Source organism: Streptomyces sp. NBC_01450, assembly GCF_036227505.1.
GTDB lineage: Bacteria > Actinomycetota > Actinomycetes > Streptomycetales > Streptomycetaceae > Streptomyces.
Window position 1 is genome coordinate 1,083,017 of the sequence record NZ_CP109481.1, and the last position, 16,878, is coordinate 1,099,894.

The window sequence follows — 16,878 nt, forward strand, 5'->3', positions numbered from 1 at the left end:
CCGGCTGCTGCATGCCTCGATGCGCACAAGGTGAGCTGCTGTACAGCGTGGCCTGTGGGCCAGAAGCCTCAGGCATCGGTCCTTCACACTGTCCTGCACACTGTCCTGGCGGGCACACCTTGGGTGGCTTGTCACCCCATGGCCCAGGGGCTTGGCCGTCGGCGCTCCGCGCCCAGCACGAGAGGATGCCAGTGAACCCACGTCGGCAGAATGCACGACAGACCGCCCCCCCGTCAGCTCCGAGTCGCCGACGGCGATTCGGAAGTCTTCGTGCTCTCAGTTTCGGAGCACGGCTCGCCGTGACCGGCGGCCGGGACGGATTGGTGCGCACCGTCCTGATGGCCGCAGGCATCGGACTGGGGGTCGCCCTGCTGCTGGTGGCCTCGTGCGTGCCCACCGCCAGATACCACCGTGACGAACGGATTCACCACCGGATCGACACCAATCTCGACGACCGGGTCGTCACGCCCTCGCGCAGGACAGTGTTGGTCAGTGATATCGACACTGTGTTCCGAGGCAGGGAAATCCGGGGAAGGATGCTGGAACCCGAGGGGCCTGCGGCGCTGCTGCCTCCCGGAGTCACCCGTTTTCCGCGTGCTGGGGAGATGGTCGTGTCGCCGGCGCTCCGGAAGCTGTTGGCCGCGCCCGGGAGTGACTTGCTGCGCGAGCGCCTCGACCATCCCATCACGGGCGAAGTCGCAGATGGGGGCCTGCTCGGACCCGGCGAGTACGTCTTCTACTTGGGCGGCGAGCACATGGCGGACGATGTCGCAGGAGCTCGTCGGCTGGACCACTTCGGCAAGGTCTACTCGGAGAAACCTCTCGCCCCCGAGCTCGTGCTGCTGAGCGTGGTCGGCATAGTCGTACTGCTCGCACCGGTCGCGGTGTTCATCGCCGCAGCCGTCCGGTTCGGCGGCGAACACCGCGACCGGCGGCTGGCCGCGCTACGGTTGGTAGGCGCGGACCGTCGGATGACAGCCCGTATCGCCGCAGGTGAGACGCTGGCCAGCGCGCTGATCGGCGTCGTTCTGGGCGCAGTCCTGTTCATGATCGGCCGCCAGTTCATCGAGCTGGTGGACCTGCAGGGGCTCAGTGTGTTCACTGTGGATCTCACCCCGGAACCTGTCCTGGCGGCGCTCACGGTGGCCGGCGTAGTTGGGTTGTCTCTCGCCGTCACGAGGCTGGCGATGAACGGGGTGGCTGTCGAACCCCTCGGGGTGGTTCGTCATTCCGGTGGTGCCACGAGACGGCTGTGGTGGCGCATCGCCGTGCCCGTACTCGGCCTGCTTCTGCTCCGAACATCCGTGGGGGACGGATCTGACATACCCGACGCCACCAGCATCGTCCTGGTCGTTGTCGGAATGCTGGCGTTGCTCATCGGCGTGACCGCCGTTCTCCCCTGGATCCTGGATCAGCTCACCAGGGTGTCCCTCCCCTCGTAGCGTGAAGACCGTGACTGCAGGGGAAGTTGGGAGTCATGGCGGAGAAGCGACGGAAGTTCGATCCGGAGTTCCGTGAGGGGGCTGTGCGGATCGTCACGGAGACCGGCAAGACGATCGCCGAGGTCGCCGAGGACCTGGGGATCAACGAGACCACCCTGGCGAGCTGGGTCTCCCGTGCCCGTCGGTCAGGGACCGCACTGGCCGGCGGGAGTGACGAGCTGGAGCGGTTGCGGCGGGAGAACGCCCAGCTCAAGCGGGACAACAAGGAACTGGTCATGGAGCGTGATGTCCTCAAACGCTGCATGGTCCTGTGGGTGAAGTAGCCGTGGCGGACCCGGCGTCCGTCGTCGGGGTGATCAGCGACTTCAGGACCGAGCACGGCATTTCGCACCGCGTCTCCTGCCGCGCCCTGGGCGTGAGCGAGTCGTGGTTCTACAAACACCGCACCCGTCAGCCCACCAGGCGTGAGCTGCGCAGACAGCACCTGCTCGAAGCGGTGAAGGGAGAGTTCGACACGTCCGGCGGCACCTATGGCTCGCCGAAGATCTGGATCAGGCTGGTGAGGCAGGGCTGGCGGGTCTCTGTGAACACCATCGCGAAGATCATGGCCGAGCTGGGCCTGGTCGCGCGGAAGGTGCGCAGACGGCGGGGGCTGACCCGGCCGGGCAAACGGCCGGCCGCCCCGGACTTCGTGCGCCGCGACTTCACCGCCGAGGCACCCGACCTGGTCTGGTGCGGGGACATGACGGAGATCGAAACCGGTGAGGGCAAGCTGTACCTGGCCACGGTCATCGATCTGTTCTCCCGCCGCCTGCTCGGCTATGCGATGGGTGCCCGTCACGATGCCGAACTGGTCGTCGCCGCTCTACACATGGCCGCGGCGACCCGCGGCGGGGACGTCCGCGGTGTCATTTTCCACACGGACCGCGGCAGCGAGTACGGCTCTCGGAGGTTCCGCCGGGCCTGTCGCCGGCTGGGCGTCTTCCAGTCCATGGGCCGGGTCGGCTCGTGCTTCGACAATGCCGTCAGCGAGGCGTTCAACAGCGTGCTGAAGGTCGAGTACGTCCACCGGCACGCCTTCGCCACACGCACCGAGGCCCGGATCCGGATCGCGACCTGGATCACCGACTTCTACAACAGCCGTCGGCTACACAGCGTGTGCGGCTTCAAGAGCCCGATCGACTACGAACACGACTACTGGGCCAGCCTCGGTGAGGGGCTGGCTGCATAGGAAGGTCTCCACGATTCGAGGGGATTGACAGACGGTCCGCGTCGCCGGATGCGCCCAACTGAGGCTGCTTGCCTCGCTCCCCACATGCACGGATGGGGACGCCTTCGCCGTCACCCCCCACGGCACGGACGGTGCTGCCGACACGACCGTATGGACGTCGGGCAGGACGATGCGCATAGACCTGAACGGCCCCCTGTGGAAGGTGCCGCACATCACCACCTCCGCCGAGGCGAAGAGCAGCAGTCTGCACGGCGAGTTCCCCGAGAAGATGCTGCTCGCCACTCCCCAGGCGGCCGGCTCCACGGCGATGACACACGCTGTCAGCACCATCAGCATCAGGTACTCGGCGTTCAGCGAAGACATCCAAGACCGGCTTCGCACGACAGCCGCCCGGCTGGACCCTTCCTTCACCATCGATTTCCCCACACAGGCGAAGAGCGACACGGCCCTCGACGGGATCAGGCGGGCCCTGTTGGCCGGCGTGACCGCCGTTCTGCTGCTGATCGCGGCAAGCATGCTGCTCGGGGCCCTCGAACAGCTCCGGGACCGCAAGCGCGTCCTGGCTGTACTCGTCGCCTTCGGCACCCCGCGGCGCACCCTCAGCTGCTCGATCCTCTGGCAGACCGCATTGCCAGTCGCGATGGGACTACTCGTCGCAGGGCTGGTGGGAACCACCCTCGGTAGCGCACTGCTCAGTCTCATCGGCAAGACAGCGGTGTACGACTGGAGCAGTATGCTGGTGATAGCTGGCATCGGCGCTGTCGCCAGCGTGGCGGTGACCATGCTGACACTCCCCACACTCTGGCGGTCCTCGTACCCACAGAACCTCCGCTACGAGTGAGCGATCTCCATCCCCGGCAGGGGGATCCATGGCGGCCCGGCACAGCGAATCGTCCGGCAGGCTCGGTAAGCCGCGCCACCAGTACCAAAGCTCTGCCACCTCTCGAATGATCAGCAGCAGGCCGGGTAGACGGCAGGTCTCCTCGCTTCGGAAGGCAGGCCATCCGATCCCCCGCAGATCCGTCACTTCACCGACTTGTCTGCCACGAAGACCATGCCGGGCCCGCATACAGGGAGTTGAACTTGCCTCAACTCAAGAAAGACGGTCCCCGCTGCCGGTGGTCGCAACTGTGATGACCAACGGTGGGTTCGAGAGCGGAACCACACTGTTCACACTGTCGACAACGACCTCCGGCGTCCGCTCCGACAATGGCGGGGGTGAGATCGCTTGCTCCGGCCCGCACTTCAGCGGCTGGACGGGTACGGCTTCTCGCACATCGGCAATGCCACCAAGTCGGGCACCGTCCTTGCGGCTTGCAAGGCGTCGCTCAGCCCTGTGGCTGCATATCGGCGTCGCCGAGAGTCGTAGCACCGCCTTCGACACGATGGCCACCAAGGCAGTTGATCGGACCACCACGGCCAAAACCTACAACGGCAGTCCCTTGTAGACTGTCGCGGCTAATTTCTGGGGTAGAGGTGGCGCAGTTTGATGCGTGCGTCGTGGGTGGTGAACTGCCAGTTCACCTGACGCTGTGTGAGTACCTGGCCTTGGGTCAAGGCCCCAGGGGCCAAAGCCCCTATGTGTCGGACTCGGGCGTGCCTCCGGACACGGTGTTCTCATCGCGGAACCCGATCTTGCGGTGGGTCCCGTCGCAGAGTGGCTTGTTGTCTGAGTGGCCGCAGCGGCACAGCGTCATCCTGATGCGGGTCTCCAGTGGCTGACCGTCCGCCCTGAACACAGGCACTCCGCCAGTGACCCACAACGCGCTGGCCTGATCGTTCTCCTCCTCGAGGACCGAGATCGCCTGCGGAAGGTCGGGCTCGATCGGGTTGCCGTCGCGCTGAAGGGCGTAGCTGTACGACCCGGACGGGCAGTCGCCGATCCGTCCCATGACGTTGGAACGTACGTCGCTGTCGTCGGTGTCGGCGAGCATCTCGGCGATCGGCCTGGTGCGGCCGATGCAGAAGGCGGCGTGGATGCACAGCTCGCCGACTCGCTGGGCTGAGATGCCCACTCCGTCGTGAACGTGCTGCACTTCCTCGTAGGGACGGACATCCGCCGACTCCGTGCCGTCGAAGCCGATCACGGCGTGAGTCCCGTCGCAGAACGGTTTCGAACCCGAGCGTCCGCAGCGGCACAGCACGTAGATTTCCTCGGTCTGGAGGGTCTCACGTGTTTCCCAGCCCAGTGAATCGTCCTGCTCGGACACGATCTTGCGTTTGCGTCTCAGCGGGATCCGCCCGTAGACCACGTACGGGCCATTGTCGAGTACGACGATCCGGCGCCGCTCGTCGCCGTTCACCGGCGGGACTCGGGGGCGACGTACTCGAAAGTCGGGCCGGCCGTGGTGCCGTCCGCGTCGGGCATCTCCATCAGGCCCTGCGCCTGCGCCTTGAGCGCATACATCATGCCGGTCGCGGCCCCGAGTGATTTCGGACTGCCGTTGAAGGCCTGATCCAGGAGATGGAGCAGTCCGCAGTACGTCCGGTTGAACTCCTCCTGGGCGGTACGGATCGGACTGCCCACAGGGTGATCCGCCATGCGCTGATTGGGGCGCATCGGGCGGACGTGGGCGAGGTCGACCGCGACCGCTGCACCCGTGGGGCCGGACTGCGGCGTGTCACCGCGCCGGTATCGCCGGCCCAACTTGAGCTCCTGGAAGCGGTAGTAGTGCGAGACCTCGTCGCGCTCGGGGTGGAAGATGTCCTGGTCGCCGTCCCAGACTTCGCCGCGTGCCGTACCTTCGCCCTGCTCGACGATTTCCTCCAGCGCCGTCAGGGCCGAGGCGAGATCGGTGATCGCAGCCAGTTGTCCGCCGGTGTGGAGGAAAGGGCCGGCGGTGACCTGGCGAGCCGGGTCACCGCAGAAGACCTCCCGCTCGCCGATTTCGGCGCACAGGTGACGCAGTCCTTCCTCTATCGCGTCGTAGAACTGACCGATCGTCTCGTAGTTGTCGCCCTCGGCCGGAGCACCAGGCAGCGCCGGCTGTTCGAGGCGGAGAAACATCTCCAGTGCCTCCGCGCCGTACGGGACGAGTGACAACTCCAGGGAGCGGTCGCCGTGCGGCAGGGGCCGGGGGTGGCGAGGCAGCATCTGCGGCGTGTCCAGGCGAGGCTGCCCGCCGACCGCGTTGAGGAGGTTCGCCGCCAGCGACAGGTGGATCATCTCCTCGACGAAGACGCCGGCTATCACCTGAACGGCATCCGGGTTCCGCGACGGTTCGAGCGAGTAGAGCGCGCAGAGATAGGGCGGCAAAGTGGCGTGTTCCAGTTCGATCGCCCACTGCAGATGCTCCCGAAGGCTTTCGAGTGCGGCGATCCGTGCGGTCGAAGGCACCTCGGCGATCTCGAGCTGTTCCGGGTGATTCATGGATGGTCTCACTTCAGCTGTCGAGGGGGACGAGCAAGCACGTCGGCGCGCAAGAAGCGTTGCCGCGCGGTGATGACGGCAGGGACACCGTTCCGCCCGCCGCGGCATACGTTGCTGTCAGATCATCAACCAAGACCGCGCAGCCATACGATCTGTGACAACTCCTGAGGGGCCTCGCGTTTTCCGGACAGGCGTCTGACTGTCTATTTCACGCGGAGATTCGCAACTTCTCATACTCGGTGTGGACTTCGCACGGAGGGCGGTAAACCACGGCCGAATGGGGGCGTTTGCGATTGTACCGGAATTCGATGTAGCGGGTGATGTCCTGCCGAGCGGCCTCGCGGGTCAGGTAAGTCGCACGCTTCCTCGCGGAACTCCGGTGAATACATGCTGGGTGGCGCCACTGCTTGCTTCTTCGTTTCCTGTTCAGGGCAACCCTATTGGGTCCCTGTCCGGAAGCTTCGGGGTACCCCACGCACCCACGCCGCCCACCGGGCGGTCAGCCAGGGTGCGCAGCGGGCGGCGTGGCGGCTTGTTTCCAGCGGGCGGTCCGGCGCGGGGCGTCGCGGGCCGGGTCACGCGCCCACCGCACACACGGTCCATGCCCCGGGCGGTCAAGGCCCCGGGCTTCCGGGCGGCGAGGCGGATGCTGCTCCGGTCGTGGCCGGATCAGCGCCCGCGGCGGCGGTGCGGGCGGCGAGGAGGGCGGCGGTGGGGTCGGCCGTGGCGGGGGCGCAGGGCCACCATGCGGTGTCGGCGCCGCGGCCTTCGCGGAGGTAGGGGTGCCAGCGGTTGTCCGGACCGAGGCGGATCTGGACGCCCTCGTCGTCGGCGGTGAGGCGGTTGCGCCAGGCACGCAGCCGCGGGGTGCCACCGGTGTCTTCCGGGTTGTCCGTGTTGTCGGGCTCGGTGAGGGCGGTGCGGGCGGCGGCCATGGCGGCGGGGTCGGGGGTCAGGGGGGTGCGGGCGGTGGTGATGCCGGCGGGGCCGCCGTGGCGCAGGGCGCGGACCAGGCGGGCGAAGTCGAGCGGGGGCAGGCCGGTGGCCCGCACGAGCCGGTGGAACCAGTCCTCGCTGATGCCGCTCGCGGCGAGGTGTACGGCGTCGTCGAGCGGGGTCGCAGTGAGTGAGGCGGTGTGCCCGGCGGCGAGGCGGCGGGCCCGCTGAGCGGTGTCGCGGGTGAGCGCTTCGAGGTCGTCGAGGGTGAAGGGGGCGCCGGGCGGGGGCGTGGTGGTGAGGGGGGCGGGGGCCGTGTCGCCTTCGCCGGGCACACTCTCGGCGGTATGGGGGGCTGGCGGAGTGAAAGCCCCGTTCCACGAGGTGAACGCCTCGTGGGCGGGCACGCCCTGGTCGCGTGGCGCGTCGTCGCCGGTGGGCGACATGGCGTCGGTGTGGGCCTGGCGGCGGGCACGCAGCGCGGCCAGGACGGCGTCCTTGGTGCGGCCGCGGAGGGTGAAGAGCCAGAAGGGGTCGTTGTCGAGATGGGCGGCGGTGGCGTAGCACAGGGCGGCGGCGTGCTTGCAGGGGTAGCCCCAGTCGGGGCAGGAGCACTCGGGATCGAGTTCAGCCGGCTCGGGCAGCAGGGGCACGCCGGCGGCCCGGGCGTCGTCGACGAGGTCAGCGGGCATCTCGCCGTCGAGGAGCGAGGCGGTGCGGCCGGCCCGGGCGGCGATGGAGTCGAGGAGGGTGTCCCACTGGGCGTCGGTGAGGACCCGCAGGCGCACCGCGGCGTCGTACGGCCAGGGGTTGCTGCCCTCGACCTCGGCGCGCAGCACGCCGGGGGCGACGGTGACCGGGCCGACCATGCCCTTGCGGGCGTAGGTGCGGCCGCGGGAGAGGCGGCCGGCGTCGAGGGTGGAGGCCTCCAGGGCGTCCACCCAGGCCTGCCCCCACCAGGTGGCGGCGAAGGCGCGGCTGCCGGTGCGGGGTGCCGTGCGGGAGGGAGCCCTGCGTGCGGGGGTCATACCTCGAACTCCTTGGAGAGTGCGACGAGTTCGGCGAGGTCGGCGTCAGAGAGCTCGGTCAGGGCGGCCTCGCCGGAGACGATGACCTGGTCGGCGAGGGCACGCTTGGCGCCGAGCAGGCGGGCGACCTTGTCCTCGACGGTGCCCTGGGTGGTGAGCCGGTGGACCTGGACGGGCCGACCCTGGCCGATGCGGTAGGCGCGGTCGGTGGCCTGGTCCTCGACGGCGGGGTTCCACCACCGGTCGTAGTGGATGACATGGGTGGCTCGGGTGAGGTTGAGGCCGGTGCCGGCGGCCTTCAGGGAGAGCAGGAAGACGGGGAACTCGCCCCGCTGGAAAGCGGCGACCATCTCCTCGCGCCGCGGCACGGGCGTGGCGCCGTGCAGGTAGCGGGCGCGGACGCCGCGATCGGCGAAGTGCCGCTCCAGCAGCCGGCCCATCTGCGTGTACTGGGTGAAGACCAGGGCGCCCTCGTCTTCGGCGACCACCGTGTCGAGCAGTTCGTCGAGGAGTTCCAGCTTGCCGGAGCGGCCGGGCAGCGGGCCGGTCTCGCGCAGGTAGTGCGCGGGGTGGTTGCAGACCTGCTTGAGCGCGGTGAGGAGTTTGAGGACCAGTCCGCGGCGCGCGATGCCGTCCGCTTTCTCGATGCGGGCCATGGTCTCGCGGACCTGCGCCTGGTACAGGGCGGCCTGCTCGGGAGTGAGGGCGACCGGATGGTCGGTCTCGGTCTTGGGCGGCAGTTCGGGGGCGATGCCGGGGTCGGACTTGCGGCGGCGCAGCAGGAACGGGCGGGTGAGACGGGCGAGTTGCCCGGCGGCCTGCCGCGCCCGGTCGGCGGCCTCCTCGTCGCCGTCGGCGCCGAGGGCACCGCGTTCGATGGGTTTCGCGAAGCGGTCGCGGAAGACGGACAGCGGTCCGAGCAGGCCGGGGGTGGTCCAGTCGAGCAGGGCCCACAGCTCGGAGAGGTTGTTCTCCACCGGGGTGCCGGTGAGGGCGACGCGGGCACGGGCGGGCAGGGCGCGCAGCTCGCGGGCGGTCGTACCGTAGGGGTTCTTGACGTGCTGGGCCTCGTCGGCGGCCACGAGCGACCACTTGACGCCGGCGAGCCGCTCCCGGTCGCGGCGCAGCACCCCGTAGGTGACCAGGACGAGTTCGTCTCCGGCGAGATGGTCGAGGGTGCGCTCGCCGCCGTGGTAGCGGCGCACCGGTACGGCCGGGGTGAAGCGGGCCGCCTCGCGCTGCCAGTTGCCGAGCAGCGAGGCCGGGCACACCACGAGGGTGGGTCCCGCGGTGTCGGGCTGTTCCTGGCGGTGCAGGTGGAGGGCGAGCAGGGTGATCGTCTTGCCGAGGCCCATGTCGTCGGCAAGGATCCCGCCGAGGGTGAGGCGGGTCATGTCCGCCAGCCAGGCCAGGCCGCGCTGCTGGTAGCCGCGCAGGGTGGCCCTCAGTCCCTCCGGTACGCCTACGGGGGCACGGCTTTCGGGGTCGCGCAGCTGGGCGACAAGGTCGGCGAAGGCGCCCGCCGCCTCCACCGCGACGCGCTCGCCGTCCTCCGCCCACTCCATCTCCCCGGTCAGCACCGCCTGGAGCGCCTCCAGCGGGGCGAGCGCGCCGGTGCGCCGCCGCCTGAGGCGGGCCACCAGCTTCGGGTCGGCGACCACCCACTGCTCGCGCAGCCGGACCAACGGGCGGCGGGACTCGGCGAGGAGCTCGAGTTCGGCCTCGGTGAGTTTCTTGCCGCCGAGCGCGACATGCCAGGAGAAGTCCAGCAGGGCATCGCGGCCCAGCAGGGTGCCCACGGTCGCACCGGGCGCGGTGGCCGCTCCGACCTCCCCCCGCGCCTGAAGGTCCTTGACCAGCTCCCGCGGCCAGTGCACGCGCACACCCGCCGTGCGCAGCGCGTCGGTGGCGTCCCCCAGCAGCTCCATGGCCTCCTCGTCGTCGAGCCCCAGCGCGCTCGGGGCGGCCTCGGCGAGCAGCCGGGTCAGCGGCTGCCAGGCGCGGGCGGCGCGGCGCAGCGCGAGCAGCGCCTCGGCCTCGGCGTGCGGGCCGAGCAGGCGCTGCGCGCGAACCGGGTCCGCCCACAACTCGGCCGCGTCCAGGACCAGCGACGGGTCGGCCGCGGTACGCAGCTGCAGCACGGCCCGGAAGTCGCGGCGCCGCCCGGCCGGGGGCTCCACCCTCAGCTCCACGCTCACCTGCGCGGCCCGCTCGGCCGCGGCTTCGGCCGCCCACTGGGCGAGCTTCGGGTGCAGGGCACTGGCGCGGTCGGCGTACGGGTTGCCGGGCACCGCATGCCCGGCCGCCGGGGTGCGCGACAGGGTGTCGGCGAGCGCGTCGCAGAATTCCCGCACCAGGGCGGCCGGTTCGACGATGCGCGGTGTCCTGTCGCCGCTCGGGGGCGCAGGCAGGTTGTGGGCGTACGGCGGCAGGGCGGCGGCCAGCGCGTCCAGGTCCCGCTTGCCGCGCGCGCCGGGCGGCCCGAACCGCCAGGTGGTGTACGTGTCGGAGGTCAGCGCCGGATACAGGCGCCCCTCGCCGAGCAGTTCCAGCGCGCGGCGAGCGACGGCAGCCCACGCGGCGAGCGACGGATGGACGCCGGAGGCGGGCAGATCGAGCAGGAGGGCGAGCGCGTTGCCGGGGCTGAGCGCCCACCCCTCCACGGTGCGGGTGCGCACCCCGCGGCCGTGCGGCAGGACCAGCGCGAGCCGGACCCGTTCCACCGTCCCCGGCGCGGCGACCTGTGCGGGCACGCGGCCGACGGTCGCGGAGGGCCGGTAGAACACCAGGCGGCCGAGCCGGGCCGGCTGCCCCGCCTCGGCGGGGGCGAACACGGCGGCCCAGCCGCCGTCGGCGAGGTGCTCGCGCGCCCAGGCGGCGCCGGCGGGATCCGCGAGCGGCGCGGCCTCGTCGGTGATCTCCCTCACGAGCAGGCTCACTTGGCGCTCCCCGCCTTGAACGCGGCCTTCCGCAGCCGCTTGGCCAGGGCCTTGTCGACCAGCTTGACGGCGTCGGCCAGCGCGCCGAGCACCTCGCCGGCGTGCGGGTGGCCGGCCCGCCACAGGTCGTCGGCCCGCTCCGCCACCTGGCCGAGTGGGCGCGGCCCGTCCTCGGGGCCCGTCAACAACCTTTCACGCAACGCCTGTTCCCCCCGACGGGCAAACGGCAGCGCGCCGTCCACCAGCATCCACTCCAGGCCCCACGCCGCCTCGCCCTCAGCGGGCTCCCCGATCCGGCGCAGCATCGAGGCCGCCGCGTGCGAGCAACCGGTGACCGTGGAGACGGCCGCCTTGTGCAGGACCTGCTGCGCCCGCCCGGCAGTGTCCGTCTCCAGCACGGCGGCCAGCACCCGCGGAGCCTCCAGGCGGCGCAGCGCGTCGGCCGGCTCCGTACCGACGCAGGCGTCCACCACCTGCACGGCGGCGTCCGCCGCGGAGCGTGCCGCGAGCCAGTCCGCCACCTCCTTGGCCGCGTCCGTCTCGGAGGCGTAGGAGGGGAGCGAGGCCAGCAGCTCGCGCGCGTCGGCCTCGGCGAGCGAGCCGATCACCGGCGCCGGGATGCCCACGCGCACCAGCAGCGTGTGCAGGCCGGAGCGGCCCAGTGGGGTGAGCCGGAAGCGGCCGGCCGGCAGCGGGTCAGGCCCGCCGCCGCCGAGGAGCAGGGTGAGGGCGCTGCCCTCCCCGGTCTCGCCGCCTTCCCGCTCGGCGGCGCCGAACAGCTCCAGTACCCCCGCGGTCTCTTCGTACTGCTCGGCCAGGAGCGCCGACACGAGCATGCGGGCCGGACCCTCGGGCAACCCCTCCAGACCGTCGGTGAAGCCGGCGACGTCCAGCCACTCTCCCTCCGGCAGCCCGTACGCCGTGAGCAGCATCAAGAACACCAGCGGCGGGACCTCGTCGGCCAGTGCCCACAGCTGCGGCAGCCCGCCCAGCGGCCCGGCCGGCAGGGGGAGAGCGACGGAGAGCTCGGCCGCCGCGCCCGCCACGGCGCCCTGCCACGCGGTCAGCAGCGCCGCGTCGTCGTCCTCGTCGGGCAGGTCGGCGCCGGCGCGTGCGCGAGCGCCGTCCACCTCGACGAAGCCGCAGTTCAATGCCCATTCCCAGGGCAGGTCCAACACCTCCATGTCGCCGGCGCTGCGGATCTTCGCCAGCCGCGCTGCCCGCACCTCGGCATCGCCCCACTCCTCGGGGTCGATGCGCCAGAGCTCGGCCTCCTCCACGGCCTGCCGGGCGAGCTTCGGCCGCAGCAGCCCCTTCGGGGTCAGCTCCCGCCCGCCCGTCTCCCGCGACCGCCCTTCCGCGGAAGCCGTTCGGGCCCCTTGCCCTCCGCCGCACCAGTGCCCGAGCCGTACCGCCGCCATGAAGGCGGGCACCGCGCGCACCGCGCGGGCCAGCTCCGCCTCGCCGGGCAGCCGGACGGCGGGCAACCGGACGTCCGCGACGCCGAGGAGGTCGGACAGCGCCCCCTCCTCGTCCTCCCGGCCGACCGCGTCCTCCCGGTCGGCGTCGGCGGGCTGGCCCGCGCCGCCGGTCAGGGGATGCAGTTCGCCGCACCCGCAGCGGTACATGCCCGCTGGTACGCCGCGCCGCGTGCCCGGCACCCGCCGCAGCCGGACCCCGGCCAGCGCCCGGGTGACCTCGGCGGGGTCGAAGGCGGCCGGGTCGAAGCCCTCCTCGTACAGGCCGGCCAGCACCTCGTCGCGCAGGCCGTCGTACTCGACCCAGTCCTCGCCCCCGTCCTGGACGACCACGGGGCGCGGGCGTTCCCCGTCCTCGTATCGCTGGAGCAGTTCGGCCAGTCCCCACACGCCGCCGAGGTCCTCGGCGGCGGGCATGGCCCGGCGTCCACCCGTGCACACCGCGCGCTTCCCCTCGCCCTCCTGGGCGGGGCGCACCTCTTCCACCGCGATCCGGTGCAGCCAGTCGTCGCCGAAGTCGTAGGTGTAGTCCATGCGGTCGCCGGCGCGCGGCAGGACGTCCGCGAGGGCGGCCTCGTCCTCGTCGAAGGCCGGGACACCGAAGTCTCCCGGCGGGGCGTACCGGCCGCCCGAACGGTCCTCGAAAGCGTGCAGGTGCGCGTCGTCCCAGCCGAACGCCACCTGGATCACGTCGTGCAGGGAGCCCAGCGCGATGCCCGAGGGCACCACGAGCCGCCGCCACACCGGCGGTTTCATCCCCTCCAGCTGGACCTTGAGCAGGTGGACGGAAGGCGTGCGCCGGGCGGAGCTGTGCTGGACGGTCATGAGCTGAGGGCTTCCCACACGTCGGATGCGTATGCGGCGGAACGCCCTGAGCGCCCCCGCCGTACGCCGAACGGCTGACCCGACCATTCTTGCAGCGGCAAACCGCCGTTCCGCCCGCCTGACGGAAACTCACTCGGCCCCGTCGTACGAGTTTGAACGCTCCTCTGCCCTGTCCTCAACGGACTCGCAGAACACCGTCGCAGAGATCATGGGCGAACGCGGCCTGCAGGGCCGCAAGCCGCCTCGCCGACGCCACTCGCTCCCGCCCCGGTAAGCGGAAGACCGCTCCTGACCTGGTGCGACGCAAGTTCGACGCCATCGCGCCAGCCCTCCTCCCACAGGTCCAGCGTGATCCTCGGCGAGCCGTACGTCCGGCCGGAGCGATCGAAGAAGTAGCCGATCCGCTCGGCCAGCACGGCCCGCCTGATCTCGCGCTTCGTCGGCTCGGACGGCCTGCGGCGCCACCGGAGGCCGGGAACCCCGTTGCGGGGCCGAGGAAGACGGTAATGGGGAGGTCCCAGACGACACAGCTGGAACGCGCATCGGTCGCGGGCGGTGAGGGCGGGTCGGGGCCTCGAAATGGGGAGATTCATGACCATGGTGCTCTACGCGTTCAGCAGGGCAAGGGCCTGTCCGGGCACCGGCTCGGGCTTCGCCGGTCATCGTGCTCGGCCGACCGCCATATGACGCACGCGGCCGAAACGCGGAGACCCTCAGCCAGGCCCACGACCGGTCCTTCCGGCAGTCGGGAGCACCGCCCCCCGGGGGAGACGCTGCACTTCGCCGTGCTGGGTCCGGTACGCGCCTGGCGGGCCGATGTCGAGCTGCGCCTGGGGCCCCCGCAGCAGCAGGCGTTCGCGGCGTTGCTGCTGGCGAGCGCCGGTCGGCCCGTCACCGTCGCGGAAGTCGTCGACATGTTGTGGGGGCAGGATCCGCCGTCGAGCGCGGTCAATGTCGTACGCCGCTATGTGGGGGCGCTACGCCGCGTGCTGGAGCCGGGGCTGCCTCGGATGGCGACCGGAAGATGGCTGCTCCGAGAGGGCGGCGGATACCGGCTGAACGTCGGCGTCACCACACTTGACCTGCTGCGCTTCCGTGACCTGCGCACGCAGGCGCGTGCGGCCGACCGGGCGGACGGTTCTGCGTACGCCCTCGAGCTGTACGCGCAAGCCCTGGCGCTGTGGTGCGGTCACGCGGCGGCCGGGATACCGGCTCAGGCTCGCAGCCACCCCGTGTTCGCGGGACTCGACGGCGAGCGTCTGGCCACGGTCAAGGAGGCCGCCGACGCGGCCCTGCGCTGCGGCCGCGCGGAACCGGTGCTGGCTCAACTCCAGGGCCTGGCCGACGACCATCCCCTTGACGAACCGCTGCACAGCCGGCTGATCCGGGCGCTGACGCTGACGGGCCAGCAGGCCCAGGCTCTGGAGACCTATCAGAAAATCCGGGTGCTTTTGCCGAGGAGTTGGACGTCGAGCCCTCCTCCGAGTTGCTGGCCGCTCACCGCGAAGTGCTGAGTGCGCGGTCCGCACCCACTCCCCCGACGCCCTTCGCGGCCTCGGACAGTGATGGCTCAACCGGCCGGGCCGCTGCTCCCGAGACGGCCTCCCCGGCTCGTGACGACCTGCTCGTGCCGCTGCCCCGGCCGGCCCAACTCCCGGCCGCCTACGAACACTTCGCAGGTCGCGAGGCCGAGATCGACCACATGCTGCACCGCCTTCCGGCCGTCCAGGGCCACGGTGGACCCGGGACCACCATGGTGATCAACGCGATCGGCGGCATGGCCGGAGTGGGCAAGACCACCTTGGCCGTCCAGGTGGCCCATCGGGTGGCGGACCGATTCCCGGACGGCCAGCTCTACGTCAATCTGCGGGGATTCGATCTCCACGGCGCGGCCATGGACCCGGCGGAAGCCGTACGCGGTTTCCTCGAGGCCCTGGGAGTCAGCCGCAAGCAGATACCCGACAGCCTGGAAGCCCAGGCGGCTCTGTATCGAAGCCTCCTCGCGGACCGACGCGTCCTGGTCCTGCTGGACAACGCCCGCGACGCCGACCAAGTACGTCCGCTGCTGCCCGGCGCCGCCGGCTGCCTGGTCCTGATCACCAGTCGCAATCAGCTGACGAGCCTGGTGGTGGCCGGCGGCGCGCACCCCCTCACCCTGGACCTGCTGTCTCCGAAAAACGCCAGGCAGTCACTCGTACGACGTCTCGGGGCCGACCGGGTGGCCGCCGAACCTGCTGCCGTCGACACGATCATCTCCCTCTGCGGCGGGCTGCCACTGGCGCTGTCCATCATCACGGCCCGCGCCCTGATGAACCCGACGTTCCCCCTGTCCGGCATCGCAGCGGAACTCATGGAGGCGAACGGAAGCCTCGACGCCTTCGACGGCCTCGACGCGGCGACAGATGTGCGGACAGTGTTCGGCTGGTCGTACCGCACTCTGACCGGCGAAGCGGCCCGGCTGTTCCGGCTCTTGTCCCTGCATCCCGGGCCGGACATCGGGACACACGCGGCCGCCGCACTCGCGGACCGCCCAACCGTCCGGGTCCGTTCCCTGCTGGCCGAACTGACGCGCACGCACCTCCTCACCGAGGAGGCCCCGGGCCGATACCGCTTCCATGACCTCCTGCGCGCGTATGCGAACGAACTCGCCCGTGCCGAGGACGGCGAGGGGGACAGCGAGGAGGAACGGCGCGACGCACTGTGCCGCATGCTCGATCACTATCTGCTCACCGCGCATGCCAGCGCCCCCCCCTCTCGATCCGGCGGGTGTCTTCCCCTCGCCGACCCCGTCGCCGGAGACAACGGGGACCTCGGTGGCCCTGGGGGACGCCGAGTCCGCCCTCAGCTGGTTCAGTGCGGAGCGGCTCGTCCTGCTGGAAGTGGTGCGGCAGTCGGTGGACGCCGGGCTCGGCGGCCACGCGTGGCAACTGGCGCGGATGCTGGACCCGGTGCACGAACGGTTCGGGCACTGGCACGACTGGGCGGACCTCCAGCGCGTCGCCCTCGCCGCGGCCCCGCTGCCGCGCCGGGCCTGCAGGTCCCCGGCGACGGCGGCGGCGTGACCTCACCCGCTGTTCCCACCACGGCCTGTCTGGTCCGGGCAGGCACGAACGACGGCAACCGGCCCGTGTTCGTCGACCTCAGCCGCCTGGACGGCGTCCTCAGCGTGAACGGTGAGAAGACAGTGGCCCGTGACGTCGTACAGAACCTGCTGGCGGAGATCGCCCGCACCCGCCCCGGCACACCGGTGACCGTACTGCGGGGAACCGCCGACGCTCCGACGCTCGCCGTACCGCCGAGCCTCCAGCAAATGCCGCAGGTCACCCCCCAGGCCGTGACCGCTCCGGTCCCCGCGCAAGGCACGGTGCGCGCCGCCGCCGCGCGCCGGCCGCTCAAGGGCCTGGTCGTGGTGGCGGGTACGCCGAACGAGCGGGAGGCCACCGAACTGGCAGCCCTGTGCGGCCCGGGCGGCGCGGGCTGGACCGGACTCGTCTACGGGGAAGCCCAGGACGCGCACTGGCGCTGGTACACCGACGGTGACGGCCGCGTCGACATCCCTGTGCTGGACCTGAAACTCACGGTGCCCGCCTGAGCGGGGCGCCGGCCCGTCACCGGTGGACGTCGCGATC

General features: G+C 71.1%; 11 protein-coding genes and 1 pseudogene. 6 read left to right on the forward strand and 6 right to left on the reverse strand.

Translation table 11 applies throughout. The annotated features are described in order from the left end of the window. Positions 1 to 377: 377 nt before the first annotated feature. The 4 genes from OG568_RS53480 to OG568_RS53495 all read left to right on the forward strand — a co-directional run bounded on the left by OG568_RS53480 (position 378) and on the right by OG568_RS53495 (position 3,514). Positions 378 to 1,442: an FtsX-like permease family protein gene (locus OG568_RS53480; RefSeq protein WP_329537313.1), complete on the forward strand. Its 1,065-nt coding sequence runs from the start codon at positions 378 to 380 to the stop codon at positions 1,440 to 1,442. Positions 1,443 to 1,477: 35 nt separating this feature from the next. Next, the gene (locus OG568_RS53485) at positions 1,478 to 1,765 is read left to right on the forward strand and encodes a transposase (RefSeq protein WP_328834852.1); all 288 of its coding nucleotides are present in this window, start codon (positions 1,478 to 1,480) and stop codon (positions 1,763 to 1,765) included. After that, positions 1,753 to 2,673 (forward strand): IS3 family transposase, encoded by a 921-nt coding sequence (locus OG568_RS53490; RefSeq protein ID WP_329537314.1) that lies wholly within the window; start codon positions 1,753 to 1,755, stop codon positions 2,671 to 2,673. The genes OG568_RS53485 and OG568_RS53490 overlap by 13 nt, the downstream gene beginning before the upstream one ends. Before the next feature lie 169 nt (positions 2,674 to 2,842). Then, a complete protein-coding gene (locus OG568_RS53495) occupies positions 2,843 to 3,514 on the forward strand; it encodes an ABC transporter permease (RefSeq protein WP_329537315.1) in 672 nt (223 codons plus the stop codon). Positions 3,515 to 4,250: 736 nt separating this feature from the next. Here OG568_RS53495 and OG568_RS53500 read toward each other — a convergent pair. The 6 genes and pseudogenes from OG568_RS53500 to OG568_RS53520 form a co-directional block, all read right to left on the reverse strand. After that, entirely contained in the window at positions 4,251 to 4,976 is a 726-nt protein-coding gene (locus tag OG568_RS53500) for a CDGSH iron-sulfur domain-containing protein (RefSeq protein ID WP_329536962.1), read from the reverse strand. Further along, entirely contained in the window at positions 4,973 to 6,043 is a 1,071-nt protein-coding gene (locus OG568_RS53505) for a ferritin-like domain-containing protein (protein WP_329537316.1), read from the reverse strand. The genes OG568_RS53500 and OG568_RS53505 overlap by 4 nt, the downstream gene beginning before the upstream one ends. A gap of 208 nt (positions 6,044 to 6,251) precedes the next feature. Next, positions 6,252 to 6,395, reverse strand: a pseudogene (locus OG568_RS61920) (IS3-like element ISAar4 family transposase); the annotation flags it as partial. 262 nt (positions 6,396 to 6,657) lie between these two features. Further along, positions 6,658 to 8,007 carry an SWIM zinc finger family protein gene (locus OG568_RS53510; protein WP_329359886.1) on the reverse strand — a complete coding sequence of 450 codons (1,350 nt, stop codon included), beginning with the start codon at positions 8,005 to 8,007 and terminating at the stop codon, positions 6,658 to 6,660. Continuing rightward, entirely contained in the window at positions 8,004 to 10,946 is a 2,943-nt protein-coding gene (locus OG568_RS53515; protein WP_329537317.1) for a DEAD/DEAH box helicase, read from the reverse strand. Before OG568_RS53515 ends, OG568_RS53510 begins: the two co-directional genes overlap by 4 nt. After that, the gene (locus OG568_RS53520; protein WP_329537318.1) at positions 10,943 to 13,249 is read right to left on the reverse strand and encodes a plasmid pRiA4b ORF-3 family protein; all 2,307 of its coding nucleotides are present in this window, start codon (positions 13,247 to 13,249) and stop codon (positions 10,943 to 10,945) included. Before OG568_RS53520 ends, OG568_RS53515 begins: the two co-directional genes overlap by 4 nt. Positions 13,250 to 14,034: 785 nt before the next feature. On the opposite strand from OG568_RS53520, the gene OG568_RS53525 reads away from it, so the two are divergent. Then, on the forward strand, positions 14,035 to 14,763 hold the full coding sequence (locus tag OG568_RS53525; RefSeq protein WP_329537319.1) for an AfsR/SARP family transcriptional regulator: 729 nt from the start codon (positions 14,035 to 14,037) through the stop codon (positions 14,761 to 14,763). After that, entirely contained in the window at positions 14,712 to 16,841 is a 2,130-nt protein-coding gene (locus OG568_RS53530; RefSeq protein ID WP_329537320.1) for an ATP-binding protein, read from the forward strand. The genes OG568_RS53525 and OG568_RS53530 overlap by 52 nt, the downstream gene beginning before the upstream one ends. Positions 16,842 to 16,878 lie beyond the last annotated feature (37 nt).